This window comes from Streptomyces scabiei 87.22, assembly GCF_000091305.1.
GTDB classification, from domain to species: domain Bacteria; phylum Actinomycetota; class Actinomycetes; order Streptomycetales; family Streptomycetaceae; genus Streptomyces; species Streptomyces scabiei.
The window spans coordinates 1-24,542 of the sequence record NC_013929.1 but is presented as its reverse complement, the minus strand read 5'-3'; the positions used below and the strand labels follow the sequence as shown (position 1 = coordinate 24,542).

Annotated in this window: 23 protein-coding genes; 16 read left to right on the top strand and 7 right to left on the bottom strand. The window is 69.6% G+C overall.

What is annotated here, in order from left to right:
• Positions 1-18: 18 nt before the first annotated feature.
• The 5 genes from SCAB_RS00115 (at position 19) to SCAB_RS00095 (ending at position 3,873) form a co-directional block, all read left to right on the top strand.
• Positions 19-1,191: a ribosomal protein uL16 3-hydroxylase gene (locus tag SCAB_RS00115; protein ID WP_012998018.1), complete on the top strand. Its 1,173-nt coding sequence runs from the start codon at positions 19-21 to the stop codon at positions 1,189-1,191.
• Complete coding sequence (locus SCAB_RS00110; protein ID WP_012998017.1) at positions 1,188-2,093, top strand: aldo/keto reductase; 906 nt, start codon at positions 1,188-1,190, stop codon at positions 2,091-2,093. Before SCAB_RS00115 ends, SCAB_RS00110 begins: the two co-directional genes overlap by 4 nt.
• Before the next feature lie 19 nt (positions 2,094-2,112).
• Complete coding sequence (locus tag SCAB_RS00105; protein WP_231884867.1) at positions 2,113-2,907, top strand: hypothetical protein; 795 nt, start codon at positions 2,113-2,115, stop codon at positions 2,905-2,907.
• A 117-nt stretch (positions 2,908-3,024) separates the two neighbouring features.
• On the top strand, positions 3,025-3,261 hold the full coding sequence (locus tag SCAB_RS00100; protein WP_012998015.1) for a hypothetical protein: 237 nt from the start codon (positions 3,025-3,027) through the stop codon (positions 3,259-3,261).
• A 426-nt stretch (positions 3,262-3,687) separates the two neighbouring features.
• Positions 3,688-3,873 carry a hypothetical protein gene (locus SCAB_RS00095; RefSeq protein ID WP_012998014.1) on the top strand — a complete coding sequence of 62 codons (186 nt, stop codon included), beginning with the start codon at positions 3,688-3,690 and terminating at the stop codon, positions 3,871-3,873.
• 77 nt (positions 3,874-3,950) lie between these two features.
• On the opposite strand, the gene SCAB_RS43545 is transcribed toward SCAB_RS00095, so the two are convergent.
• Complete coding sequence (locus SCAB_RS43545; RefSeq protein ID WP_012998013.1) at positions 3,951-4,775, bottom strand: hypothetical protein; 825 nt, start codon at positions 4,773-4,775, stop codon at positions 3,951-3,953.
• Between the two features lie 205 nt (positions 4,776-4,980).
• Between SCAB_RS43545 and SCAB_RS00085 the strand changes: the two genes are divergently transcribed.
• From SCAB_RS00085 to SCAB_RS00065, 4 genes are all read left to right on the top strand, one after another.
• On the top strand, positions 4,981-5,163 hold the full coding sequence (locus SCAB_RS00085) for a hypothetical protein (protein ID WP_012998012.1): 183 nt from the start codon (positions 4,981-4,983) through the stop codon (positions 5,161-5,163).
• A gap of 73 nt (positions 5,164-5,236) precedes the next feature.
• Positions 5,237-6,045, top strand: a protein-coding gene (locus tag SCAB_RS45805; protein ID WP_397962632.1) for an IS5 family transposase whose coding sequence is annotated in 2 segments (ribosomal slippage) — positions 5,237-5,585 and positions 5,585-6,045 — 810 coding nt in all. Because the reading frame shifts where the segments join, the coding sequence is not laid out codon by codon here.
• 1 nt (position 6,046) lies between these two features.
• Entirely contained in the window at positions 6,047-6,352 is a 306-nt protein-coding gene (locus SCAB_RS00070; protein WP_012998009.1) for a transposase, read from the top strand.
• A complete protein-coding gene (locus SCAB_RS00065; protein WP_012998008.1) occupies positions 6,349-7,242 on the top strand; it encodes an IS3 family transposase in 894 nt (297 codons plus the stop codon). Before SCAB_RS00070 ends, SCAB_RS00065 begins: the two co-directional genes overlap by 4 nt.
• A 30-nt stretch (positions 7,243-7,272) precedes the next feature.
• Here the strand turns inward: SCAB_RS00065 and SCAB_RS00060 are convergent, their stop codons facing one another.
• From SCAB_RS00060 to SCAB_RS47210, 3 genes are read right to left on the bottom strand one after another with little or no spacing between them, the layout of a single operon-like run.
• On the bottom strand, positions 7,273-7,563 hold the full coding sequence (locus tag SCAB_RS00060; protein ID WP_012998007.1) for a PDDEXK family nuclease: 291 nt from the start codon (positions 7,561-7,563) through the stop codon (positions 7,273-7,275).
• Entirely contained in the window at positions 7,560-8,705 is a 1,146-nt protein-coding gene (locus SCAB_RS00055; protein ID WP_012998006.1) for a helix-turn-helix domain-containing protein, read from the bottom strand. The genes SCAB_RS00060 and SCAB_RS00055 overlap by 4 nt, the downstream gene beginning before the upstream one ends.
• Positions 8,706-8,751: 46 nt before the next feature.
• The gene (locus SCAB_RS47210; RefSeq protein WP_012998005.1) at positions 8,752-9,129 is read right to left on the bottom strand and encodes a hypothetical protein; all 378 of its coding nucleotides are present in this window, start codon (positions 9,127-9,129) and stop codon (positions 8,752-8,754) included.
• A 619-nt stretch (positions 9,130-9,748) separates the two neighbouring features.
• Here SCAB_RS47210 and SCAB_RS47205 point away from each other — a divergent pair.
• The 7 genes from SCAB_RS47205 (at position 9,749) to SCAB_RS00015 (ending at position 20,179) form a co-directional block, all read left to right on the top strand.
• The gene (locus SCAB_RS47205; RefSeq protein WP_013006455.1) at positions 9,749-11,053 is read left to right on the top strand and encodes a ComEC/Rec2 family competence protein; all 1,305 of its coding nucleotides are present in this window, start codon (positions 9,749-9,751) and stop codon (positions 11,051-11,053) included.
• Positions 11,050-13,593 carry a ThiF family adenylyltransferase gene (locus SCAB_RS48940; protein ID WP_012998003.1) on the top strand — a complete coding sequence of 848 codons (2,544 nt, stop codon included), beginning with the start codon at positions 11,050-11,052 and terminating at the stop codon, positions 13,591-13,593. Before SCAB_RS47205 ends, SCAB_RS48940 begins: the two co-directional genes overlap by 4 nt.
• Complete coding sequence (locus SCAB_RS00035; RefSeq protein ID WP_012998002.1) at positions 13,590-14,690, top strand: patatin-like phospholipase family protein; 1,101 nt, start codon at positions 13,590-13,592, stop codon at positions 14,688-14,690. Before SCAB_RS48940 ends, SCAB_RS00035 begins: the two co-directional genes overlap by 4 nt.
• Positions 14,691-14,751: 61 nt before the next feature.
• On the top strand, positions 14,752-15,666 hold the full coding sequence (locus tag SCAB_RS00030; RefSeq protein ID WP_231884865.1) for a DUF6308 family protein: 915 nt from the start codon (positions 14,752-14,754) through the stop codon (positions 15,664-15,666).
• A gap of 336 nt (positions 15,667-16,002) precedes the next feature.
• Entirely contained in the window at positions 16,003-17,016 is a 1,014-nt protein-coding gene (locus SCAB_RS00025) for a tyrosine-type recombinase/integrase (RefSeq protein WP_231884863.1), read from the top strand.
• Positions 17,013-19,607: a tyrosine-type recombinase/integrase gene (locus SCAB_RS48100; RefSeq protein WP_012997999.1), complete on the top strand. Its 2,595-nt coding sequence runs from the start codon at positions 17,013-17,015 to the stop codon at positions 19,605-19,607. Before SCAB_RS00025 ends, SCAB_RS48100 begins: the two co-directional genes overlap by 4 nt.
• On the top strand, positions 19,604-20,179 hold the full coding sequence (locus SCAB_RS00015) for a DUF6262 family protein (protein ID WP_041668737.1): 576 nt from the start codon (positions 19,604-19,606) through the stop codon (positions 20,177-20,179). The genes SCAB_RS48100 and SCAB_RS00015 overlap by 4 nt, the downstream gene beginning before the upstream one ends.
• Positions 20,180-20,226: 47 nt before the next feature.
• Here SCAB_RS00015 and SCAB_RS00010 read toward each other — a convergent pair whose 3' ends face one another.
• The 3 genes from SCAB_RS00010 to SCAB_RS48090 form a co-directional block, all read right to left on the bottom strand.
• A complete protein-coding gene (locus SCAB_RS00010) occupies positions 20,227-22,896 on the bottom strand; it encodes a DEAD/DEAH box helicase (RefSeq protein WP_012997997.1) in 2,670 nt (889 codons plus the stop codon).
• Entirely contained in the window at positions 22,893-23,279 is a 387-nt protein-coding gene (locus SCAB_RS48095; RefSeq protein WP_231884862.1) for a hypothetical protein, read from the bottom strand. Before SCAB_RS48095 ends, SCAB_RS00010 begins: the two co-directional genes overlap by 4 nt.
• A 119-nt stretch (positions 23,280-23,398) precedes the next feature.
• Positions 23,399-23,863 (bottom strand): hypothetical protein, encoded by a 465-nt coding sequence (locus SCAB_RS48090; protein ID WP_078579974.1) that lies wholly within the window; start codon positions 23,861-23,863, stop codon positions 23,399-23,401.
• Positions 23,864-24,542 lie beyond the last annotated feature (679 nt).

The window sequence follows — 24,542 nt, the reverse complement described above, 5'->3', positions numbered from 1 at the left end:
ACCGGGAGCCCTGACGCGATGACGCGCCTGTCCATCGCGGCGTGCCTGGGCGAGGACTTCCTCGCCCAGGCACTGCACCGCGAACACCGCCACGTACCCGGCGCCCTCGATGTCGCCGGACTGATGACCTTCGACGACCTCAACCAGATCCTCGCCACCCACCGGCTGGAGCCGCCCCGGATGAGGCTGTCCCGCGACGGCGAGACGCTGCTGGTCGGCGGCTACACCACGCCGGTGGCCACGCGCCGTCACACGGTGTGGCACCGCCTGCACCCGGCCGAACTGCACGCCCGCCTGAAGGAGGGCGCCTCGATCGCCCTGGACAGCGTCGACGAACTCCACCCGCCGATCGCCCGCCTCTGTGAAGCGATCGAGCGCGAGCTGCACACCCGCGTCCAGGCGAACCTCTACGCCTCCTGGAGCGCCACCGAGGGCTTCGGTATCCACTGGGACGACCACGACACGGTCATCGTCCAGCTGGACGGCGCGAAACGGTGGCGGATCTACGGCACCACCCGCCCGTACCCGCTGTACCGCGACATCGAGGACCCCGGCGAGGCACCCACCGAGCCGGTCGCCGACCTGGTCCTGTGGCCGGGCGACGTCCTGTACGTGCCGCGCGGGGTATGGCATGCGGTCTCCGCCGACCAGGGCACTCGCTCCCTGCACGTCACCTGCGGACTGCAGACCCACACCGCGACCGACCTGATGACGTGGGTGTCCGAGCAGCTGCTCACGCACGAGGACTGGAGGCGCGACCTGCCGCTGCTCGCCGCACCGGACGTCCAGGGCGACGCCGTGGACGGGATGCGTAAACGGCTCGCCGAACTGCTGGACGACCCCGAGCTGCTCGCCCGCTACCGGGCCGCGATGGACGGCCAGGCCGCCGGGCGGATGGTGCCGAGCCTGCCGTACATCGACACCGTCCCCGTCGACGGCGGCCTGCGGGTCCGGCTGACCACCGCCCGCGCGGTGCTGGACGTCGGCGAGGACATGGTGACGTTGTCGGCCGCCGGCACCGTGTACGAGTTCGCGCCCGAGGCGGAGGCGGTGCTGCGCCCGCTGGTCGACGGCCGGACCGTGGACCTGGCCGCGCTCGCCCACACGGCCGATCTCGCCCTGGAGGACGTCGCCGCTCTGGTCCAGGAGCTCGTTGCCGGGCAGGCCGCGACGGTGGGGAGCCTGCTGTGACCGCACAACTCGCCCTCGGTACCTACCGGTGCCAGGCGATCCCGGAGGCGGCCGTCCGTGCGGCCGCCTCCGGCGCGTGGATCGACACCGCCCCCAACTACGCCACCGGCCAGGCGCAGACCCTCCTGTTGCCGGTCCTGGCCGCCCACCCGCACGTGCGCATCTCCACGAAGGCCGGATTCTTCACCGCGGCCACCGGCGCTGACGCCGTGAACGACGGTGTCCTCACCGAGGACCAGGCCGTCGCCGGGCACAGCCTCGCCCCCAACTACGTGCGCTGGCAGATCCGCCGTAACCGCGCCCAGCTCGGGCGCGAGCGGCTGGACCTGGTCCTGCTCCACAACCCCGAGCGCGCCCACCCCGGCGACCGCCCCGCCCTGCACCGTGCGATCCGGGACGCCTTCGCCGTCCTGGAGGAAGCCGTGGCGGCCGGGCACGTGACCGGGTACGGGATTGCCACGTGGGCGGGCCTGGAGGAGGCGTTCACGGTGGGGGAGCTGCTCGCCCTGGCCGCCGAAGCCGCCGGCGGACAGCAGCATCACCTGGCCGCCATCCAGTTGCCGGTCAGCCTGGTGATGATGACGCCGATCGTGCAGGCCCTTCACGGCCACGGGCCGCTCCCGGCCGCCGTGGACGCAGGCCTGCGGGTGATGGCGTCGGCCCCGCTGCACGGCGGGGAGCTCCCCGGCATGGTCGACCAGGAGCTCGCCGACCTCATCCGGCCGGGCCTGACCCCCGCACAGACGTGCGTCCTCACCGTCGCGTCATGCCCAGGAGTGACGGACGTCCTTCTGGCCGCCTCCGGTGCGCCACACTGGAAGGAGGCGGCCGACGCCGTCGCTCAACCCTCCCTGACCGCCGCCAAGTTGCGGGAGATCACTGGTGTACTCGCCTCCCCCTGACCCGGACACCGAACAGCGCATGCGCGTCCACCGCGCCAGCGCCGCCAAGGCTTTGGACGTGCAGACCGAGCCCGGCGGGGAGTTCTGGGGGTGGGCCGGGCGCACCCTGGGAACCCCGGCCCGTACCGCCGCCGGAGAACCCGCCTGGCTGCGGCTGGTGTCCGCCCCGGAGGACAAGGCGTCAGGGAAGTTGTGGGACGGCGCCCTGGACGCACAGCATGCATTCGGCGACCTCTACGGGCACCGGCCCGCGCTGCTGGGCGTGCACGACGCCTTCGACGACACCACCGCCTACCGAGCGGAGCTTTCGGCCCGCGTCCATGAGCCGGTCCTGTCCGACGACCCGATCCTCCGGCACGACTCCCAGCTGCCGGACTCCTGGTGGGCCGACCTCACCGGGACGCTGGAGAAGGTGTCGGTGGTCGCCACTGAGCGCGTAGCCGTACGGCAGCAGTACATGGACCGTGCCATCCTCGAGTTCCTCGGGATCCCGGCCCCGGCTGTAACTAGCTGGACCTCCGCCCACGCCGACCTGCACTGGGCGAACGTCACAGCGCCGCTGAAGGTGCTGGACTGGGAGGGCTGGGGGCGAGCTCCAGAAGGCTTCGACGGCGCCACGCTCTACGCCTATTCGCTGCTTCAGCCGGACACCGCCGCCCGCGTCCGCGCCGCCTTCCCCGTGCTCGGCAGCCCGGCCGGCCTCGCCGCCGAAGCGACCGTGTGCGCCCAGCTGCTCCAGACCGTGGCCCGCGGAGACAATCTGGTCCTCGAAGGACCGCTTCGGAACTGGGCTGAGGAACTCCGCCGCCGCTGAGCCCGCGTGGTCGCCCCGACCCCCATGAGGCCGACCACGCCGGGCGCGACCCCCGACCACGGTCTGAGTGGCGTGTCCGAAGTGACACGCAATTCGAACAAGCGATCTAATGCCGGTATGGACGTGACCGACTTCCCCGACGACCTGGTGCAGACGCAAGCCGCCTGGAATGCCACCTACCAAGCGCTCGCCGCACCCCGCCCCCGCGACACCACAGCCCTGCGCCGCCGCCTGCTGCTCCTGTCCGTACGGCTGTGGTGGCACCCCTACTGGGAGACCGTCCCCTTGGTGCCGGCGGCACGGTCCGAGCTGCGTCACCTCGTCCGCGCTCACGGAGCTGTCCGGGCCGCGTGACAGGCCGCCCCGGTCGACAAGGAGCACGAGGTTGCGCTGGGGGTTGCGCCCTATCTGTTGCGCTGGATGTTGCGCCAAGGGTTGCGCTAGGTGTTGCGCGGCCCGCAGGACCGTCCCGGTGTCCGCGCAGGTCACCACGCCGTTTTGCCGTGGTCGGATCGCTGACATCCCCGTTGCGGCTGCTCTGCCCATGTCCCTTGGCTGGAGTGAAGGAGGAAGGGAGGGGCGGGATGGGCGGCGCGGCCGCGGCCGGGGATCGGGGCGCGCTCAGCCCGGTTGCGCGTCGGCCGGGGCCGCCGCGCCTCGCCGCCGTCAGCCCGGCGGCGGAGCCGGGACAGAAGTCGCCGGCGCCCCGGTGCTGTCCTTCCGGTGCCGAGCCCCACCAAGGGGTGAGGCGGGAGAGCCCCGCCGGATGGAGGTACCGCTGTGATCGTCCGACTCCTGGGTGGCCCGCTCGCCGGTCGCGTACTCACGACCACCGACGCCCCGTGGGCCGGAGGCTGGCTCACGGCCGGTGACGCCGACTGGGGCCTGTACGTTCCCGTGCACCGCGATCCGGCGACCGGCATCGTCCTGGCGGAGGCCCGGGTCACCATCCCGCGCCAGCGGTAACCGCCGATCACCTGCCGGTCAGGACGAAGGGGCGGGCTGCCAGCACCGGCAGCCCGCCCCTCATCGACTTCCGCCCATCAGGCCAACGGCACGCTGCGATCGGCGCGCACGACCGTCCCGTCGGCCAGCCCCACGTAGGGCCGCATCTGCGTGTACGGAATGCGTTGCTCTCGCTCTACCCGCCGCAGCTCATCGGCTCGGATCAGGAACCGTGCGGGAGGGGCGCCAGGAGCGAGCACGTGGGGGAGCGGAGTTGCCCAGTTCTCGCCTCGCGTGACGAACATGCGCCGATCACCGGGGAGCTCGATACCCCAGCTGGTGATGGCGATCGGCTGGTCACCGGTGTTGACCGCCTCCACGCTGACGAAATGATCGCCCAGGTCCTGGCTCCCGTCGGGCAGGTCGTACACAGGGATGGAATTGGAGACCTGGAGGATGACCCGGGGGCCTACGGGAGCGGGCAGGTAGCTTGCGATGTGGAAGCGGTTCTCCTGCTGGTTGTGGTTTCCGACCTGCAGAGCGGCGGGGCCATTGAAGGTGTTGCCGACCACGCCTTGGCGGGCCGCGAATTCCTGCTGCTCGGCCACCAGTGCCTGAAGCTCGGTGGCGACCTGCTGCTGCTCGGAGTCCGCAAGGTTCTCCAGAAGCGACTCGAAGCGGGTCTGCCACGATGCCTCCTGGCGCAGGCGCGTCCGCTCCGTCTCGCCGGTGGCGTCGGCCTCCTCCAGAGCCTGCGCAGTGCGGTCCAGGCGCTCCAGCTCCGCGCTCTCGCGCTGAGTGTCGCCACGCCCCAGGAGACGGGCTACGCGTTGCCGCAGACCGGTCCATGCGTCGGTGCCAGCGGCCTGGACGACGGCGGTCCCGCCGGCTCCGGCCACGGCCATGAGAGCTTCAGTGAGCATGTGCCAATCCTTCGAGTCCAGGAAGCCGACGCCTCAGGCGGCACTGAGGCTTGCGACCAGTGTCCCTGGCACCTCTGACATCGGGACCCTCGTCAGTACCTGACGCTGTCGGGGATCTTGGGCACCCTCCTGGGAGGGATGAGCCTGTCGTCCGCACTCCGGGACGCTTGCGATGAATCAGATGATTCCTGGCACTATGTCCGCTATGCAGCTGCCCGTGCCCTGCCCTGGCCATCTGATCCCGGACGCCACCGACCGGTTCGATGCTGCCTATCGGGCGGCCAAGGCGCAGCGTGCCGTGTTCGTGGGCATTGAACGCGAGGGTGAGCGGTGGACGCTGAAGGTGAAGCTTCCCCTTGATGTTGGACACCTGGAGACTGGGACATGAGGTTCCAGAGGAAGTAGTGCCAGGTGGGAAGTAAGAAGCCATCTCATTTGGATGACTCGGTATTCTGTGGGTCATGGTGGGGATCGTTGAGCGGCTGGTGCCGGACGAGTTGTGGGAGTTGTTCCAGCGGGTGGTGCCGGAGGCGCCGTCGCGGCCGCAGGGCGGTGGTCGGCGTCGGCACGGCGACCGGGAAGTACTGGCCGCGATCGTCTTCGTGGCTACGTCGGGTTGTACCTGGCAGCAGCTGCCTTCGGCGTCGTTCGGCCCCTCCGGAGCGACCGCCCACCGGCGGTTCGCCGAGTGGACGAAGGCAAGGGTGTGGGCCAGGCTCCACCGCCTGGTCCTCGACGAACTCGGTGCCCGCGGTGAGCTGGACTGGTCGCGGTGCGCGGTCGACTCGGTGAACATGCGGGCCCTGAAAAGGGGGACCTGACGGGTCCGAATCCTGTCGACCGGGGCAAGTACGGATCGAAGATCCACCTGATCACCGAACGGACAGGTCTGCCCATATCTGTCGCCATTTCCGGGGCCAACCTGCACGACAGCCAGGCCCTGATCCCGCTCGTGAAGGGCATCCCGCCGATCCGCTCGCGCCGAGGCCGACGACGGCGCCGGCCCGGCAAACTCCACGCCGACAAGGGCTACGACTACGCCCACCTGCGGCGATGGTTACGCAAGCGCGGCATCACCCACCGCATCGCCCGCAAGGGAGTCGAGTCCTCACAACGGCTGGGGCGCCACCGCTGGATCATCGAACGCACGATGGCATGGCTCGCCGGCTGCCGCCGCCTCCACCGACGCTACGAACGCAAGGCCGACCACTTCCTCGCCTTCACCAGCATCGCCTGCACCCTCATCTGCTACCGCAGACTCACCAAATGAGATGACTTCTAAGAGCAACCGCAGCAGGCGGTACTCGGAGGAGTTCAAGCGCGACGCGGTCGCGCTGGTCCGGTCCTCCGGCAAGACCGTCACCGAGGTGGCTCGGGAGATCGGGGTCAGCTCCGAGGGGCTGCGGAACTGGGTCAAGCAGGACACGATCGACCGCGGGCAGGGGTCGCCGGGTGAGCTGACGAGCGCGGAGCGGGAAGAGCTGCGTCGGCTGCGGAGGCAGAACCGTGAGCAGGCCGAGACGATCGAGGTGCTGCGAAAAGCGGCGGTCTTCTTCGCGAAGGAGAGCGATCGATGAGCGAGGTGTACGCGTTCATCGAGGCGGAGAAGACCACCCACAACGTTGCTCTGCTGTGCCGGCTGCTGAAGGTGGCCCGGTCCTCCTTCTACGCCTGGCTGGCCGGCGAGCCGGCCCGCGCCGCCCGCCGGGCCGCCGACGACGCCCTGGCCCACGAGATCACCGTGTTGCACATAGCCTCCCGGTGCACCTACGGAGTGCCGCGTATCCATGCCGAGTTGCGCAGGATGGACCGGCGGGTCAACCGCAAGCGAGTGGAGCGGATCATGCGTGAGTGCGACATCACCGGGGTCACCCGGCGCAAGCGCCGGTCGCTGACCCGTCCAGCGAGGAAGGCGGTGCCCGCTCACGACCTGATCGGCCGTGACTTCACGGCCGCCGACCCGGGGCGGAAACTGGTCGGTGACATCACCTACATCCCCACCGACGAGGGCTGGCTCTATCTCGCGACCTGGCTGGACCTGGCCACCCGCGAGATCGTCGGCTACTCGATGGCCGACCACCACCGCGCCTCTCTGGTGGTCGACGCACTGACGATGGCCGCCGGACGTGGTCGGCTACAGACCGGCTGCATCGTGCACTCGGACCGCGGAGCCGAGTACACCTCTGACGAACTCCGCCGGGAAATAAGCAGGTTGGGCCTGCGGCAGAGCATGGGCCGAACCGGCTCGTGCTACGACAATGCCGCCGCCGAGAGCTTCTTCGCGCTGCTGAAAGCGGAGATCGGCACCCGCCGCTGGCCCGACCGGACCACTGCCCGCGCTGAGATCTTCGCCTTCATCGAGACCTTCTACAACCGCAAGCGGCTGCGAAGGCATCCAGTCTGGGGCTACCTCACCCCGCTGGAGACCCGTCAGCGACACGAGCAAGAGCATGCCCTCGCAGCGTAAGCCTCGAGTGTCCAGCATCACGGGGAAACTTCAGGGTGTGAGGGTGGTGTCGGCTTTCTTGGTGTGTTTGCACTGCAGGACGAAGGGGCCGTCGGGGACGTCCTGGACGCCGATCGGGTCCGGTGGCTGTTGCCAGGTTCCGTAAAAGGCGCCGTCGCGTCCGCCGTCGTTGGAGTCGGCGAAGGTGTGCACGGACTGTGCCCACACTTCGCGGAGTACGGCAGCGCACAGGTCCTGGAATGCACGCCAGCCCAGGGTGTGCAGGGCGAAGCCGGGGGAGCCCGGTGCTGCGACGGTGCCTTTGCGGGGGTGGTCGGTCACTGTGGCTGGTCCTCGGCGGGGCCGTTGTGGGGGAAGCGGACGGGGCGTTTGAGGTTGTTGCCGTGGGTCCAGGGCAGGGCGCCGTCGTGCTGGAGGCGGCCGACGACGATGCCGGGGGCGATGCCGGCCTGGCGGGCGAAGGCTTTGACGTTGTCGAAGGGCATGGGCCTGCGGGCGAGGCGCCGGTAGGCGGCGTTGTGCTCGGGCGGGATGAGGGTCTGGGCTGCGAAGGTGTCGGCTTCTTCTTCGCTGCGGTCGCCTTCGGGGGTGCGTTCGTCGGCGCGGTCGGTGTTGTCGAGGAAGGTCAGTCTCTTGCCATGGAGGAGGGTGTGGCCGATCTCGTGGAAGACGGTGAACCAGAAGTGGTCGTCTTTTTTGAACCGGTCGCTGAGGGCGATGCCGACCTTGTCAGGGGTGAGCCAGCGAGTAACGCCGGAGACGCTTGTCAGGGGAGGCGCGGGGAGGAAGACGACGGCTACGCCGGCCTGGGCGCACAACTGGGTGATCCGGCCGGGCCAGGTTGCCGGGTCGTCCAGGGTGAGGGCGCGCAGGCTGGGCAGGAGGGCGGTGAGGGCGGCGCGGTCGAACGGCTGGCAGGGCAGGGCGCGGGCCTTGAGTTCTGCCTGGCGCAGCCATACCGCGGTGGCGTAGTCGTCGGTCTTCAAGACGGTGGAGCGGCGGAAAGCGGTGCGGTAGCTGCGCCAGAGGTCTTCGGCGACGCCTGGGTCGGCGACGCCGAAGAACGCCAGCAGACGCTGGAGGTTGTCCGCGCTCCTGTCCTTGTTCGGCAGGATGCTGCGCTTGACGAGCTCGGTCAGTGAGAAGTTGTCGAGCCAGTCGATGCGCTTGCTGAGCTGCTGGAGTTCCTGCTGGCGGGTGACGTGGGTGCGCCAGGCGGCTTCCAGTTGGTTCCACATCGAGGCTGGGATGCCGGTGGCGCGCTCGAGGAGAAGCGCGGTCTCGGGGGTGAGGACTGCGGTGCCCTGGACGATCTGGTTGATGTGCTTGGTGGACAGGCCAGTACGCCGGGCGAGGTCGGCCTGCGGGATGCCGAGCGCTTCCAGTTGTTCCTTGAGGGTCTCGCCGGGCGGCTGGGCGGAGTCGGGCGCGTAGGCGAAGGGCGGGGCGGGAGGCGGGGTCACGGGTGGTGCCTCTCTGAGGTCGGGGAGGCGGGGGTGGCGGGGGCGGTCATCGCGTGATGGCGATCGCGGTGACTATCAGTGCGCGTACGGAGTGCTCGTCAAGGGTGCCGTCACGGTGGGCGGCGGGCGGGTCGTCGCGCGGGCGTACGACGAGGTGGCCGTGGTCCCCGAGCGAGACGACCCGGCTGATGCCGCTGTCGGCCGGATCAGGCCGTAGCCGGGCGGCCGCGAGGCGATGCAGGTCGGCCAGGTGGTCGGCGGCGGCCATCTGGCCGAGGCGTCTGTGGAGCGCGGCGGCGGCCTCCGGCCCGAAGCGGACCCGGCGGGCCGCGTCGCTGTTGCAGACGCGGGCGAGCTCCGCGTCGTCGAAGGCGATGTCCACCGGCAGCCCCAGAAACCTCTTGCGTATACCTGTCGCTTCCATGCTACTCTCTCGATCAAGAAAAGTTTCATTGGCTTGCTAGGTGTATGAAACCCCGCGCATGGTGGAGCGCCTTTGCAGGTCAGATCGATCCCTCTTGAAGGAGGTACGTCATGCCCGGCAGGGCGAGTGGGTCTGGTGGGAAGCGGGGGCGGAGTGCGGTCACGGGTCGGTTCGTGAAGCAGTCGACGGTGCGCAGGCATCCGTCGACGACGGTGAACGAGCGCGTGTCGCGGCTCGAAGAAGAGCAAGTAGGCGGGCTTCGGGCCCGCCTTTCGCATATCCCGGCCCGCCGCGGGCGGGCCGGGGGAAGGGGAGGTGGCCGTCATGACGACGGCAGGCATCCAGCACGAGGAGACCGGCGGCAAGGCGGCGACCGTCACGGTGGACGGCGAGCCGGTGGAGATGCCGCAGCGCACGACGCCGAACGCGGTCCCGGGTAACTCGTTCGCCGGCCACGAAGAGGAGGGGGGATCGCCGTGCGCGAGGGGGAGACGTTGGTGTCGGTCTCCACCAGCCCGATGGTGGCGGCGTTGTCAGTGGCGCATGGTAGACCTGGTCCCTGAGTGAACTTGTCTAATTTTACTGCTAGTTGATCAACTATCGAGTGAAGAGGTGCGACATGGTCGAGGCAGAACTTCCCGGGCAGGGGGTGGTGTTCTGGCCGGTGGGCACGGGCGACTCCACCACGATCGTGCTGGGCGACAACCTGGTGATGCAGGTGGACTTGCGGGACATGAAGGCCGCCGATGAGGACGACGCGGTGGTCGCCGCCGTCATCGACCGGCTGGAGGAGACCCTGCCGCAGCCCGACGGCACGACGCCCTACCTGGCGGTCTTCGCCCTGACCCACGCCGACTCGGACCACTGCTGCGGCTTCGGCGACCTTCTGGAGAGCTCCATCCTGATCGGGGAGATCTGGGCGACGCCCCGGCTGTGGCGCGAACTGTCCGAGGACAAGCCGATGTGCGAGGACGCACAGCGCTTCCAGGACGAGGTCGAGCGACGCGTGGACGCCACCCTCAAGGCCATCAAGGACGGCAAGGAGCCGCCCAGCGGAGACCGGGTGCGCATCATCGGCTACGACGAGGACCGCGAGCTGCACTCCTACGCCGAACTGCCCGACGAGTACTTCACGTTCCCCGGCGACGTGATCACCAAGGTCGACGGCGAGGACGTCGCGGACCGCTTCGAGGCGTTCGTCCACGCCCCGTTCAAGGATCACTGCGCCGGCGACCGCAACGACACATCTCTGGCACTGCAAGTGCAGCTGAAGGCCAGCGACGGCACAGTCGGCCGCCTTCTTTTCCTCGGCGACCTCGCCTACCCCATCATCAAGATGATCTTCGAGAACAGCGAGGCCGCAGGTAACGCGGACCGAGTGGAGTGGGACGTGCTGCTTTCCCCGCACCACTGCTCCAAGAAGGCCATGTACGCCGAGGGCGAGGACGGCAAGGAGGAGCTCAAGCAGGACCTTCTCGACCTGCTCCAGGCGCATGCCAGTCCGGACGCCAGGGTGATCGCCAGCTCGTTGCCCTTCCGCGAGAAGGACGAGAAGGGCAACAACCCGCCGCACCTGCTGGCCCGGGACGCCTACGCGTCGATCACCGACTACGAGGTGCTGTGCACGGGGGAGTACCCCTCCAAGGAGGAACCCCGCCCAGTGGTCTTCGCCCTGGAGGCGGGCCTGGGACTGGAACTCGTCGACGTCACCGACCTGGAGAACAAGTCCCAGGTGCTGCATGCCGCAGGCGGCGGCCGACGGCTGCTGGCCGCGCTGGGCACCACCCGCTTCCCGGCCACCGCCCTCACCGCCGCAGCTGGTCTGCCGCGCCAGCGCGGCACGGACGCCGCGCGCGCCGGTGTGCAGCGGGCCAGGGGCGACAAGGCCGAGCCCGCGGTACAGATCGGATTCGGTGCCGCGTGAAGGACAGCGCCACCCTGGAACTCACCGAGGGCCAGCAGCTCGCCATCGACCAGCTGCACCGGATCGTCCAGGCGTCTCGAGGATCGGTGGCGGCCACCCACGTGGCCGCCACAGCCGGCGGGTACGTCGAGGCCCGCGTCAGCGTCGGCTGCGCCAACCTGTCGCCCACCCAGGGCGGCCTGCGGCTGCGCAGCGTCGAGGCGGTCACCCTGCGGATCCCTCCGAACTTCCCCTTCACCGCCCCCAGCGTGCAAACCCGGCACACCCGCTTCGCCGGCGCCCCGCACGTCAACTGGGGCCGCCACCTGTGCCTGTACCGCTCGACGGCGACCGAGTGGGATCCGGCCGACGGCATGTACGGGTTCATCACCCGCCTCCTGGACTGGTTCGAGGCGGCCGCCGCGGGACAACTGGACCGGCCCGGCGAACCCCTGCACCCCCCGAACGCCCTGACCGACCACACCGCGGGACTCCTCGTGATCCGACACGACGCGCCCGTCGCACGACCGGACGGGCCGTGGCTGGGCGCCGCCGTACTGCACCAGGTCAACGACATCAGATGCGACGTCGTGGACTGGCTCGCCGTTGAGGACCCCTGGCCCGACAGCCTGGAACAGTTGCGGGAGAGCGCCGCGCTGCCGGCCGGCGCCCGCGCCTTCCTCGCCCCCGTCGTCGTCACCACGAAGCACCTGACGTTCGAATACCCGCTCACCGCGCGCGAGCTGGTGGAGTCCTTGGCCCGCGACCACATCACGCCGCGCCTGCTGCTGGGGCTGACGGGATTTGTCGCAGGCCACAACCGCACCCTGCTGTGCCCCGACGCCGACGCCACCGTGTCGACCGGGGACGACGAGGACACCCCAGCCGCGCCGGTGCACCTGCTGCTGGGCACCCCCTCGCGGGGTATCGCCGGCGACGGGCCGCGCCGGACGCACCTGGTGGCCTGGCACCTGCCCGACTTCGCCGATCAGGTCGGGCGCCTGACCGCCGACACTGCCTTCAGCGGGCATGCGTACTTGGCCGAACTCGGCGACGAGGTCGTCCGGTTCGGCACCGACTGGCTCGACCGCCAGAGCACCCGGTGGATGCGCGTCTACGAAGCCCGGCCCGAGGTCACGGTCCGACGCGACCACGCCAGCCCCGCGGCCTGGCTGCGCGGCAAACGCATCCTCGTCCTGGGCGCGGGCGCCCTGGGAGCACCCGTCGCCGACATGTGCGCCCGCGCCGGAGCCGCGCACCTCACCGTCGCCGACCACGGACTCGTCCACCCCGGAATCCTGGCCCGCCAACCCTATACGGACGCCGACATCGGCTTTTCCAAGGCGAGGGTCCTGGCCGACCGCCTCAACCGGATCGACCCCCACGCCACCCGTGTCGAGGCCCTCGTCGGCAACGTCACCACCCAGCTGTCCGCCCTCGACCTGCACACCTTCGACCTGATCTGGGACTGCACCGCCAACCGCATCGTCCGCGCCCACCTCGAACGTGCCCGCCGCACCGACACCGCCCCCTGGCCCCACCTGGCCACACTGATGATCGGCCACCACGCCACCCGCGGCATCGCCGCCATCTCACCCCGCGGTGCCACCGGCGGTGGCACGGACGTCCTGCGGCGCACCGCGCTGGCCGCGCACGCCGATGCCACGCGCGCCTTCGACGACCTGATCGACGACTTCTTCCCCACCACACCCCCGACCGAGCTCTTCCAGCCCGAACCCGGCTGCTCGGACGCCACCTTCACCGGATCGGCCGCCGACGTCACCGCACTGGCCGGACAACTGGCGACCGGCGTCCTCCACGCCCTGGCCGAACCCGCCGACCGGCACGCCATGGCCGTCCTCATCGTCCGCATGCCCACCGGCCCCACCAGCACCCAGCCGTCCGGGCCGCGCTGGCTGACCTGGCCCAACGACACCCTCGCCACGGACGAGGCCACCGGTTACGACGTGCGCATCACCCCCGCCGCACTGGCCGAGATGCGCGCGGAAGCCCGCCGCGGCGCCCGAGTGCGGGGCCCGCGCGTGGAAACCGGCGGCACCCTGCTCGGCGCCGTCGACGACGCCACCGGTGTGATCTTCATCGACGAGGCCACCGGCCCGCCCCCCGACTCCCTGCTGACCGAGGCCTACTTCCAGCACGGCCTGGACGGCGTCGGCGGCCACCTCACCGCCCGCCGGAAGGCTACCGGCAACATCAGTCGCTTCCTGGGCATGTGGCACACCCACCCGCACACCGCAGCACAGCCCAGCACCACCGACCGCGCCGCCATGACCAGCCTCACCCTCCCGCTGGACGACGCCCCCGCCCGCGCCCTCGTCCTCATCGCCGGAGGACCACCCCCCGTCTGGCACCAGTGGCTCGCCACCGGGGACAGCCCCGACCTCTACGCCCACCTCGCCGCCCGCACCGCCTCGGTCACGGTTGAGCCGCCCCCGCAGCAACCACCCGCTCACCTCGGCCCCGTGCAGTGGTGGCCCGGCGGCTACTCCACCCGCCCCCACAGTCCCGTCCCCGTCCCACGCAAGGGCTCCCGCTCATGACCCGCACCATCGGCCTCGCCCTGTCCGGCGGCGGCTCCCGCGCCGCCGCCTTCCACCTCGGCTGCCTGCGCGCCCTGCACGACCGCGATCTCCTCGACTGCATCCGCGTCGTCTCCGGCATCTCCGGCGGCTCCCTCCTCGCCGCCCTGTGGGCCTACGGCCCGAAAGAGTTCACCGACTTCGACGCCAGCACCACCGACCTGCTGCGCTCCGGCCTGCAACTGGACATCGCACGCCAGGCATTCAAGCCCTCCGCGGCCGCCCGCAACCTCACCGCGGCCGCCCGCGCAGGCACCCGCCAACTGTTCACCCGCACCACCCAGGTCACCGTCGCCCGCCCCGCCAACCGCACCGACGCCCTGGCCGCCGTCCTCGCCCACAAGGCGTTCGGCACCACCACCCTGGCCGACGTCACCCACCCCGGTCTCGACGTCGTTCTGACCGCCACCGACCTGGCCACCACCAACGCGGTTCGCTTCGGCAGCACCCGCAGCGGCTGCTCCCGCTACGGCACCATCACCGAGCCCGTCCACGTCGCCACCGCCGTAGCCGCCTCCGCCGCCTACCCCGTCTTCCTGCCGGCCCTGGAACGCACCTTCACCTTCCAGTACCGTGACGGACACCACCAGCAGCACACCGTGCTGCTCACCGACGGCGGCGTCTACGACAACCTCGGCCTGTCCGTCCTCGAGCCCGGACGCTCACCGCACCACACCCAGCACGTCTACGACGTGCCCTTCATCATTTCCTGCGACGCCGGCCTGGGGGAACTCGCACTGAAGGCACCGCACTTCATGTTCGGACGCCTCAGCCGCTCCTTCGCCACCGTCCACCGCAAGGCCCAGGACTCCGCCCGCGCCCGCCTGCACGAGTGGGCCGCGAGCGGACGCATCGACGGCTTCGCCCTTGCCTATCTCGGAATGAAGGACGACCGCCTGCCCGCGCCGCCAGCCGACCTCGTTCCGCGCAGCGCGGTCGCCTCCTACCCGACCAACTTCGCCGCCATGGCCCGCAGCGACTTCGAGGCCATCACCACCCGCGGCGAACAGCTCATGCGCACCGTCCTGCCGATGTACCTGCGCCCCGCGCACGGCTAAGGAAGCGAAGCTGCGCACCTTCCACTCTTCGCCAGCCGTGTCCCGCCGACGGCTTCATGCCTTGGGCACGAGCGATTCTGAAGACAGCCCGAAGGGCCGCAACCCGGGTGTGCCGCTCTGCGAGTACAAGGAGTCGTCGTCCTGCCGCGACGGGGCGGTGCACCACGCCAGGACGACGGCGGCGCAGGACGGCTACTTCGGTGTCGACACGCCCACCCGGCTGTGTGGCTACAGACCTGGTTTGCTCACGATCTGGATGAAGGATGGAGTTCTCATGGCTTCTCCTACCGCAACGCCCGGCGTATCTGATGGGGCGTTGTCCCCGTTGGGGCAGCGTTTGCGCGTACTGCTGGGTGCCGAGCGTGTTGTGGGTGATCTGCGGCGTTACTTCGGTATCGATCTGCCGCCCGACGGGGTGCCATACACCGGCAGTCGGTTCGAGCATCTGGCGGGTGGGGGAGACCGGCCGGAGGTCGCCAACCGGTTCACGGCGGAAGACTTGGTCGCGGTACAGACTTTGTCGGTGACCGTTCCGGCGGCTGTTGCGTTGGATCTTCTGGAGGGCCCTCTCGGTGCGCGGCTGTCCGGTCTGCTGCACGCCATTCCCAGGGACATCGACATGGTCGACGCCGACGCGGACGTCGTAGCCGACGGCTCGCCGGCGGACCAGGCCTGGCAACTGCTAGAAGATCAGCCTGATGTCGGATGGGTGATCGCGGGGAAGCTCCTGGCCCGCAAGCGTCCGCGGTTGCTGCCGGTCTACGACAAGGTGGTGCGCTGCGCTCTGGGACGCCCGCGCCCCTCGTTCTGGCTTGCGCTGCATGCTGCGCTCCGCGCGGACGACCACGCCCTGCACCGCCAGTTGTTCGAGCTGCGTCAGGTCGCAGGGGTGCCGGAGACAGTGAGTGCGCTGCGGATATGCGACGTGGCGGTGTGGATGGGGCACCGGGCGGAGGGGCACGCCTGTCCTCGCTGACGTCGGCAGCGAAGTTGCCCTTCTGGCGTGTGAGGGTGACGGACTTTACCAACCGTCACCTGGGTGTGTGTGACGTTCGCGTGGAGTGGTCCGCGGGGCCGGGGGAGGGGTGTGGACTCGGGGCCGGGAGCGCCGCCAGCGGGGCGGCCCTGGGGCTGGAGGGGGCGGCAGCGGGTGGGTGGTCGGTTGGTGGTGGGCGAGTTACGGGTCCAGGAGATCGTCCGTGGGAACGGTCAGGTGTCCTACACGGTCGTGGATACGGACTGCACGCTTGTGGCGGAGGCGGACGGGTTCTTGCGTGCCTGTCGGGCGGGCACGGATCGTACGTACGCGTATGTGCTGGTGGATCATCTGCGCTGGCTCCGCTTCGCGGGCCTGACGGTGGAGTCGGTGTCGCTGGAGGATCTGCGGCACTACATGGCGGCTCTGGGGGCGGATTATCCGGGGCCGTTCGGTCTGCCGTGGCGGGAGAACAAACGCCCGTACGGGCACAGCGCGTTGAAGACCACGGCGGCCTGCCTGAAGGGCTTCTACCTCCGCCTGGGCACCCACGGCGTGAACCCTGCACTGGCGGAGGCGCTGCGTGTGACGCGTTTGCCGACGCGGGTGGATCGGCGGCGGGCGATGCTCGGGCACGTCCTGCACAGCATGCCCGCGAACCCCCTGGCTCCGGCGGAGCAGATCCGCCGGCATCCGAAGATGCTGCCCGAGGGCGCCCGGGAGGTGCTGTCGGGGGCGGTGTCGTGCGCGCGGGACCGGATGGTGGTCACGTGGTTGGCCGACGGCGGTTTCCGGATCGGCGAGCTGTGCGGGCTGCGCCTGGTCGACCTCCACCTGCGCGAGCAGGCCGCGTGCGGTCAGTGCCGGGGGCCGCACGTGCACATCTGCCACCGTGAGGACAACGCCAACCGGGCCCGGGTCAAGACCAAGACACCCTGGACCTGGCAGGACAACGTCGTAAGCGGCGGGACGGTACGCCGGGCGAGCCCGGCGATGATCCACACCTACTTCGAGTACATCACCACCCAGTACCCCGCCCAGACCGCTCACGGCATGCTCCTGGTCAGCCTGCACGGTCCCTCCCGAGGCCAACCGTGGACCACTGCCGCGGCCCGCGGCATGCTGCGCCGGGCCGCGGCCCGTGGTCAGATCGGACGGGTGGTACCGCACGCCTTCCGGCACAGCTTCGCCACCGCGGTGCTGGACGCCGCACGGGGCAACGCGGTGATCGCGCGGGAGGCCGGCGGCTGGGCCTCGGCCGCGACCGTCGAGCAGGTCTACGGCCATGTGGACGTCCACGACCCGGTCTTCGCCGCGGCGCTGGAACAGGTGTGGGGGGCACGGCCGTGATTTCTCTGACGCTGCTGCCCGGCCGCACCGACACCACCCGCGTCGGCCGCGACCGCCTCGAACTGCTCACAGCCCTCATCGACGCCCCCGCATTCGACCCGCTCTTCCGCGACCCGCTGATCTTCATCCCGCCTCAGCACCCGGTTTACGCCTGGCAGTGCGCCGTTGACGGCTGTCTGCGCATCCGCCGGGTCAGCCACAACCTGTGCAACACGCACAACCTGGAGTGGGAGCAGGCCGAGCGGGCGGGGCAGGCCAAGCGCGCCTTCATGGACGCGGCCGGTGCTCTGCCGGCCGCGCGGGGAGTGGATTACGGCCGGTGCCTGGTCTGTCCCGACCGCCCGGCGATCAGTCCCACCACCCGGCTGTGCCAGCAGCACCAGACCAGATGGCACTACGGGGAGGCCGCCGGCATGGACCAGGACCGGTTCGAACACTGGGCCCGTACACAGGACCCGCTTCCCGGCTACGGCCTGTGCCAGGCACGGTGCCCGTTCCTGGCCTGCACCTCACTGGGGCTGTGCCTCCAGCACCTGAACCGGTACAAGATCGACAACCGTCCGGGAGGAGCCCGGTCGCAGAACTCACGCGGTCCCCTCAAGGACGGCCGACCGCTCCCGGTGACCTACGGCGACGAGAAGACATTCCGTGCCTGGTGCGCCGCTGCGGAGCCGGTCACGCAGCCAGGGCTGGTCAACCTTCATGGCCTGTCCCCGCTGCTGCGGGCCGAGATCCAGTGGGGCCTGCACACCCATGCCCAGGCCGCACAGCACTCCGAATGGAGCACCAACGGCATCAGGAATCTCGTCAGATACTGCTGGCGGGGCAGCATCACGTCCCTGATGGACCTGCACGACGAAGGCTACGCAGGCCTGACACGCAAGCAGATGGACTCCGAGGTCCGCAAAATCATCTGGGAGATCATCAACGGTCTGCGCTGCGTCTACTACAGCCCCTCCGACACCAAGGACGCCGGCTTCCTGGAGACCGATCACTTCGGACGGCGCTTCAAGAACGCCCAGAGCCACTTCGACATCACCGCCGTACCGCAGCGGTGGCTGCGCGACCTGCTCTGGGACCACCTCGCCGAGTTGCTCCGTTCACCGCAGTGCCCCCGCACCCGAGGCCCCTTCGACCAGATGCGCCGCGCCGCCGTCGAACTGGGCGTCTTCCTCCAAGCCGACGCCCCCGACGCCGGCCACGACCACACCGCGCTGCGCCGTGAGCACGCCGAGCGGTTCGTCGCCGACCAGCGCCACCGCGCCCGCCACAGTCTGCCGTCCCTGGGCATGGTCCTGGTCGACGGACGATCCCCCACCGTCACCGATCTGAGCTGCCAATTCGTCTTCAACCAATCCCGCAAGCTGCTCTACAGCGCCATCACCGCCGGCCACGCCGAACGCCTCGGCATCGACACCGGCTTCCTGACCGCCATCCCCTTCGGCGGCACCGGCATCAAACAGCGCTCCCGCAACCCTTTCAGCGACGACGTCGCCCGCGCCCTGACCGACGAGACCAATCTGCGCCGCCTTGAGGAACTCGACCTCAACGACCGGGGCCTGCGGGACATCTGGGAGACCATCGTCGCCACCGGGCGCCGCTGCAGCGAGGTCGTCGGACTGCGCCTGGACTGCATCGGCCGCTACCGCGGTCTGGCCATGCTGTGGCACGACCAGACCAAGGTCGGCAACTACAACGAGGGCATCCGCATCCCCGAGCCCGTCTACCAGTGCCTCGATGCCCGCCGAACCAAGACACTCCACCGCTTCGAAAAACGTTACGGCCGCACCCCAACAGCCGCTGAACGCCCCGGCCTGGCTTTGTTCCCCTCCCGCATCCGCAACCCCAACGGCCGGCAGCCGATCTCCTACGGACACTTCAACCAGCGCTTCAAGACCTGGATCGCCGGCCTCGACCTCGGCGGCGCCTACGTCGCCCACCAGGCCCGCCACACCCTGGCCACCAACCTGCTGCGCGCCGGCGCCACGCTCACCCACATCCGCCGCTACCTCGGCCAGCTCTCCGAACGCATGGCCGAGCACTACGTGAAGATCACCAACAGCGACCTCGAAGACGTCCTGAACACCGTCTGGGTAGCCGGGCCCGGGGCACCCCACCCAGGCGAACTCCTCTCCGGCGACACCACCCCCATAGACCGCGAGACAGCCCTCGCCCTGGCCCTGGACCTCTCCCGCCGCAGCACCCCCGCCGACGGCGGATTCTGCACCTACCAACCCGTCGTAGACGGCGGAGCCTGCCCCTGGAAACTCGACTGCGAGAACTGCGACAACTTCGTCCTCTCCGGCGCAGACCTCCTCTACTGGCGACGCAAAGCCGAACAGTGGCGCTCCATCGCCGAGAACGCCCCCGACGACGCCACCGCCGACTACCTCCACACCGTCTTCGAACCCACCGCCAAAGCCATCAAAGGACTCGAACAGGCCCTGGCCGCCCTCGGCATCCTCGACGAAGCCCTCACCCTCGACCTGCGGCGCCCACAGGACTACTTCCACCGCACCTGGAGCACCGCCTTCCGCGCCCGAGACCTCGCAGCACTTCAGGCCCCCGACGACGCCACAGGACAGCCATGAGCCCCCGCACCGACGCGGCCGTCCAAGCCCGCCGCCAAGCCACCCAGGAGATGCTCGAACGCCTCCAGACCGCCCTGGCGGCCGCAGCCCGCGACCACACGCCTGTCACCGTCGCAGCCCTCGCCCGTACCGCCCGCGTCTCACGCACCTTCCTCTATCAAAACCAGCAGGCCAGAGCCCTGATCGAACAGGCCACCCGCACAAGCAGACCCCATCCCGGAGTCTCCAGCAGCGCCAGCCGCGCACAGTCCGCCTGGAAGGAACGTGCACTCAACGCCGAAGACGCACTCACCCAAGCCCAGCGCGAAATCCGCACCCAGCGCACCCGCATCGCAGAACTCCTCGGCAAGATCCGCGACCTCGAACACGATCTCCCCGAAGGCGCACTTCAGCGCATCGTCACCGAGAACACCACGCTTAAGCAGCACGTACGACAACTCACCCAGGACAACCAGCAGATTCAAGAACGACTGACCAGCGCCCGCCAGAACAACCGCTTCATGGACAAACGCATCGCCGACCTCGAAGCCCAACTCGCCCCGTACCTCACCACACCACCCCCGCGCCCCTGACCCAGCCTCGGATCGATGCCAAACGAGAGGGGCCTTGCCGACGACCGTCAGATCCAGTCGATGCCCAGCTTCCCCAGTGCGTCGAGCTGGTCCTGGGTGAGCTTGTCACGCCTCGATTTGGTGTTGGAGACCCATACGCCCAGTCTCACGGCCACCGGCTCCGTCTCGCCGTCGACCGCGATCTCTTCAGCGTGGCCGCGCGGGACAGGCCGGTGGGCGCCTTCCCGTTCGACCCATTGTGCGAGGGCTGCCAGGCCGCGCTGGAAGGCCTGCTGTGCCTTGCCCGGGCCCTTCGTCGCACGCGTAGCCGCAGGGGGCGGAGACGGCGCCTGGACGGGCTTCACACCCAGCTTGGACAGCCGCTCCTGCTGCTCGGTCGACAGCTGCGCCCAAGTAGCCGGCTGGGCCTGCCGTTGGAGCCATCGTCCGATGTCGTCGCCGTCCATGAGCACGCCGGGTGCGATGTCGGGCAGGTGGCCGTCGGCGTCGACCAAGTCGGCGAGGACGCGGTAGTGGCGCTGCCAGTCCAGCGGCCACGGGCAGTTCCAGTCCTCATCGACCGCCGCTAGTTGCTTGGCGCGCTCCTCCGCCCGCTTCGGGTCCTTGCCCAGGCCGCCTTTCCGCCGGAGGTTGGCGATGTGCTGCCCGATGGGCACCAGGCCCTCGGCTTCGCTCTCGCCCCAGAGGGCGTCCTGGCGGGGGGCGAGGTGGCCGGTGGCCTGCCGGTAGGACCGGAGTGCGGCGAGCTTGGTCTCCCAGGCTTCCTCTCCGGGCTCCCAGACCATCCCGGCCTCCGGCGCGTCCAGCAGGGTCTTGCGCCGCTCCTCCAGCTCCCCGGCCCGCAGCGCCTTCCTCTGCTGGTGGACCCAGCGCCCAAGCGGAAAATCCTTCGTGACCCCTACTTCCACCTCAACGCCGTAGGGCACGGCGTAGAGGCCGGTGATCTCGTTCTCCTTCCGCCAGCGGATGAGGGCTTGGTAGCCCTCCAGCCACACCAGGGATTCGGGCCGGTAGACGCGGGTGCGCAGGAACGCGGCGATCGTGGCGGCGTCGCGCGGGCTGGAGAAGTGGAGCAGGGCCGACTCGGCAGCGGCGCCGGTGCCGTCCTGCTCCTGGTCCTCGCCGTCGCTCTCGCCGCCGGTCCCGACGATCTGCCCGTCCTCATCGCGTTGGATGTGCACCTTGCGCTTCCCGCTGCTCAGGGCGCGGGAGGCGAGCTGTTCGACGAGTCGTTCATCATGACTGCGGAGTCCTTGGAGGATCGCTACGAGGGGGCGGAAGCTGGCGGAGGCGACCATGTCGGTGGGGTCTTCGCCGGGTTCCAGGAAGATCGGCACGATGATCCTGGCGACCTTGGTGGAGCCGTCGCGGTTGAGCCGGAGCGCACGGCCGATGTTCTGGACGATCTCGACCTGGGAGCCGCGGGTGTCGGCGAAGCAGATCGCCTCCACTCCGCGTTCGCCGGTGATGTCGACGCCTTCTCCGAGCACGCGAACGCTGGCGAGGAACGCCCGGTGTACGCGCCGGTTGGTGGCGTCGATTCCGTTGGCGAACTGTCGCAGTACCTCCCGGCGTTCGCTGACGAGGTGGTCGCCGCACAGCCACGCCGACCACACCCGGTCCGGGGGTACGTGGCGGCTGGCTTCCAGCTCGTAGAACTCCGCGTCGATGGACGATTTCGGTAGCCGGTCCGCGGCCGCCAGGTCGTCGTCGGAGGCGTCGTTCACGTACAGCTCGGCTGCCGTCTTTGGCATCTTCTCCGCGAACGCCGCGGCCTCCTCCACCTTCTGGTGGAAGGTCATGACCGTACGGAGGTTGTACGCGGCCGCGTGCTCCAAAAGTGCGGTCTGTAGGAGCGCCAGGCGTCGGCCGCGCTGCGCTTCCTCTGATTCCCCGAGGACGGGGGAGGGGTCGCGGATTTCCAGGACGTCGATCTCGAAGCCGGCGAGGATTTCACGTTCGATGGCCTCCGAGAGCCCGAGCTCTGCCAACCATGGCCCGTAGGTTTCCGAGTCTTGGCCCATTGAAGCGATCTCGAACTCCTGGCCGTCTGCGCCTTTCTGCGGGCGGGGTGCGGCGAGGATGCGTGGGGTGGCGGTGAGGTAGAGCCGGAAGTCGGCGGCGATGCGGGTGTTGTCGTGGAGTGCCGCCCATGGCCTGCCAAGATCGCCTGCCGTTGAGTGGGCTTCGTCGATGATGGCGAGCGCGAAACCGTCCATCTGCTGTCCATACAGCCGCTCCCCGCCCGTCAGAGCGGCCTCCAGCGGCCCACGAACCTTCCCCTGGCCCGTCGGGTCGTCGAAGTCCTCGCGGTCCACGAGAGAGGCGTACGTGGCGAACACGATGACCGGCCCGTGCCCGGCCCATAGGGCGAGCTGGATCGGGTTGGTGGTGGTGCGCACCCCCAGCTCGTTCAGCACCGGGTCGTTCTCCAGCGAGCACACGGCGACCATGGGGGAGCGGTGGCCCACGGCCCGCCACGCTTGGGCGGTCTGCACGAGCAGGTCCAGGGTCGGCACGGTCACGAGGATCCGGCCCTCCGGGAAGCACTCCAGCGCACTTGCGGCAGCCATGATCGTTTTTCCCGACCCGGTCGCCGACACGATTGTGCCACGGGCACCCTGAGGGGGTACAGATGATCTTGCAGAGAATCCGACCCATTTACGGAAACTCGACTTCTGGTCGATCTGGTGTTTCTTGAGTGGAATCCTGCTCATCGTCCGTCCTCCTCTCCCGTGTCGTACAGCCAACTGTTCTGAAGCCTTTCCAGCGCGATTTCCTCCTGGCCCTTCTGCGTCCAGATCCCTTCGAGCCAGAGAGGGGTCGTCTCGATCCTCTCGCACAGCACGAAGCAGCCGGGCAGGTCGATCAGAACGAGCTCGCCCGCGAACATGCCGCCGGGTCCGTAGCGGTGCCACAGCCGCTTCAATCGCGCCTGGTGCTCGTGCAGGTACGCGTCGAGCGTCTGCGGGTAGCGCTCCGGCTCCGCCAGGTGCACGGTCCGCAGGGAGATGTCCACGAGTTCCCGGGACGCCTCCTGGTCCCAGTGCTCGGAGTTGGTGCCGGTCACGGCCGTGTAGTGCTGCTCGCAGACGTCCATGACACGCTCGACGAGTTCCGCCGACGGCTCGCTTCCCTCTGTGTCACGGGCCGAAGGCCGGCCCCTGGCCAACGGCAGCAGAACGGGACGATCACCGGTGCGGACGGCCGTTTCCAGGTCTAGGCCGTGGTGGTCCAGGTAGGCCAGGAGGAACAGGGCCAGGGCGTGGCCGGGGTCGCTGGCGTGCTGGATGTAGGGCTTCTCGCTGGTCCAGCCGAACGTGGTCTGGTGGCGCCGCTGGTGTGCGGGTCGGGGAAGACGACGGCTCGGGTGAAGAAGTCGTCCAGGCGGCTGAGGAGTTCCGCATCTGGGTTGTCCGGCTCACGGCCGCGCACGGTGGTGGTGGCGTTCTCCCAGATGGTGGTGAGGTACCGCCGGCGGGCGCCCTCCTGCTGCCGGAGCTCGCTGGACGGACTCTCCTCGACCACCTCCACCACGCGGTACATGCCCTGGTCCCCGTACAGACCGTCCGGCTTCTCCAACGCCTTGCGGGCCTTGGCGACGGCCTCCTCGACCGACCGCCCGCAGGCGTAGTTCGTCACCACCGATGCGCCCGGGTGCTCCGGATCGGCGCGCTGCGCCACGATCCGATAGCGGATCAGCTCCGGGTCCGTCCCTGAAGTAACCTCACGATGGATTTCGTTCCGCGCTTCAAAGCGCTTTTCGAAGCCTGACGGATTCAAAGAGCCCTCGCTTCCCGCGCCCCGCCCGGGTGGTTGGGGGGTGTCCCGTGTTTCCGCCAACGGTACATGCTGCATCAACCTGAGGCGCGCGCTACACTAGAACCCGACACGAACGAGCGACCCCCTCCCTGGTAGCCAGCCCGGCCCGAGACAGTGGGCCCCAGATTCTGGAGGCGCAGCCGGAAGGACCGTCAGGCGGGGGAGCGCAGCGGACCCGCCCCCGGGCGTGCGGAGCACGCCCCAACTCCCGCACTAAAGGCCTCACTAGCCGCACGTGACACCCCGTCAAGCGGGCGACCGCGCATCGCGCGCCGCGCCGGGCGCCGCAGCGGCCGGTCCCACCGGATCCTGAAGCGCAGCGAAGGGATCCGCCCACGCATCGCGTGGGCAGCGGGAGCGCAGCGACCGCCTCCCCTGCACATCGCGCAGCGATGTGACCCAACTCGATTGCGCAGCAATCGAGTTGCTGCGATGGGCGCAGCCCATCGCCAGCGCTTCCGCGGAGCGGAAGCGCAACACCCGTGCGCAGCACGGGTGTTCGCTTGCACATCGCGCAGCGATGTGGTACCCGCTCCGCGGG

Bases quoted from the DNA above. Each gene is read 5' to 3' on its own strand.
- SCAB_RS00115 (WP_012998018.1), top strand. From the start codon at position 19: ATGACGCGCCTGTCCATCGCGGCGTGCCTGGGCGAGGACTTCCTCGCC.
- SCAB_RS00105 (WP_231884867.1), top strand. From the start codon at position 2,113: ATGCGCGTCCACCGCGCCAGCGCCGCCAAGGCTTTGGACGTGCAGACC.
- SCAB_RS00100 (WP_012998015.1), top strand. From the start codon at position 3,025: ATGGACGTGACCGACTTCCCCGACGACCTGGTGCAGACGCAAGCCGCC.
- SCAB_RS43545 (WP_012998013.1), bottom strand. From the start codon at position 4,775: ATGCTCACTGAAGCTCTCATGGCCGTGGCCGGAGCCGGCGGGACCGCC.
- SCAB_RS00085 (WP_012998012.1), top strand. From the start codon at position 4,981: ATGCAGCTGCCCGTGCCCTGCCCTGGCCATCTGATCCCGGACGCCACC.
- SCAB_RS00070 (WP_012998009.1), top strand. From the start codon at position 6,047: ATGACTTCTAAGAGCAACCGCAGCAGGCGGTACTCGGAGGAGTTCAAG.
- SCAB_RS00065 (WP_012998008.1), top strand. From the start codon at position 6,349: ATGAGCGAGGTGTACGCGTTCATCGAGGCGGAGAAGACCACCCACAAC.
- SCAB_RS47210 (WP_012998005.1), bottom strand. From the start codon at position 9,129: ATGGAAGCGACAGGTATACGCAAGAGGTTTCTGGGGCTGCCGGTGGAC.
- SCAB_RS47205 (WP_013006455.1), top strand. From the start codon at position 9,749: ATGGTCGAGGCAGAACTTCCCGGGCAGGGGGTGGTGTTCTGGCCGGTG.
- SCAB_RS00035 (WP_012998002.1), top strand. From the start codon at position 13,590: ATGACCCGCACCATCGGCCTCGCCCTGTCCGGCGGCGGCTCCCGCGCC.
- SCAB_RS00015 (WP_041668737.1), top strand. From the start codon at position 19,604: ATGAGCCCCCGCACCGACGCGGCCGTCCAAGCCCGCCGCCAAGCCACC.
- SCAB_RS00010 (WP_012997997.1), bottom strand. From the start codon at position 22,896: ATGAGCAGGATTCCACTCAAGAAACACCAGATCGACCAGAAGTCGAGT.
- SCAB_RS48095 (WP_231884862.1), bottom strand. From the start codon at position 23,279: ATGGACGTCTGCGAGCAGCACTACACGGCCGTGACCGGCACCAACTCC.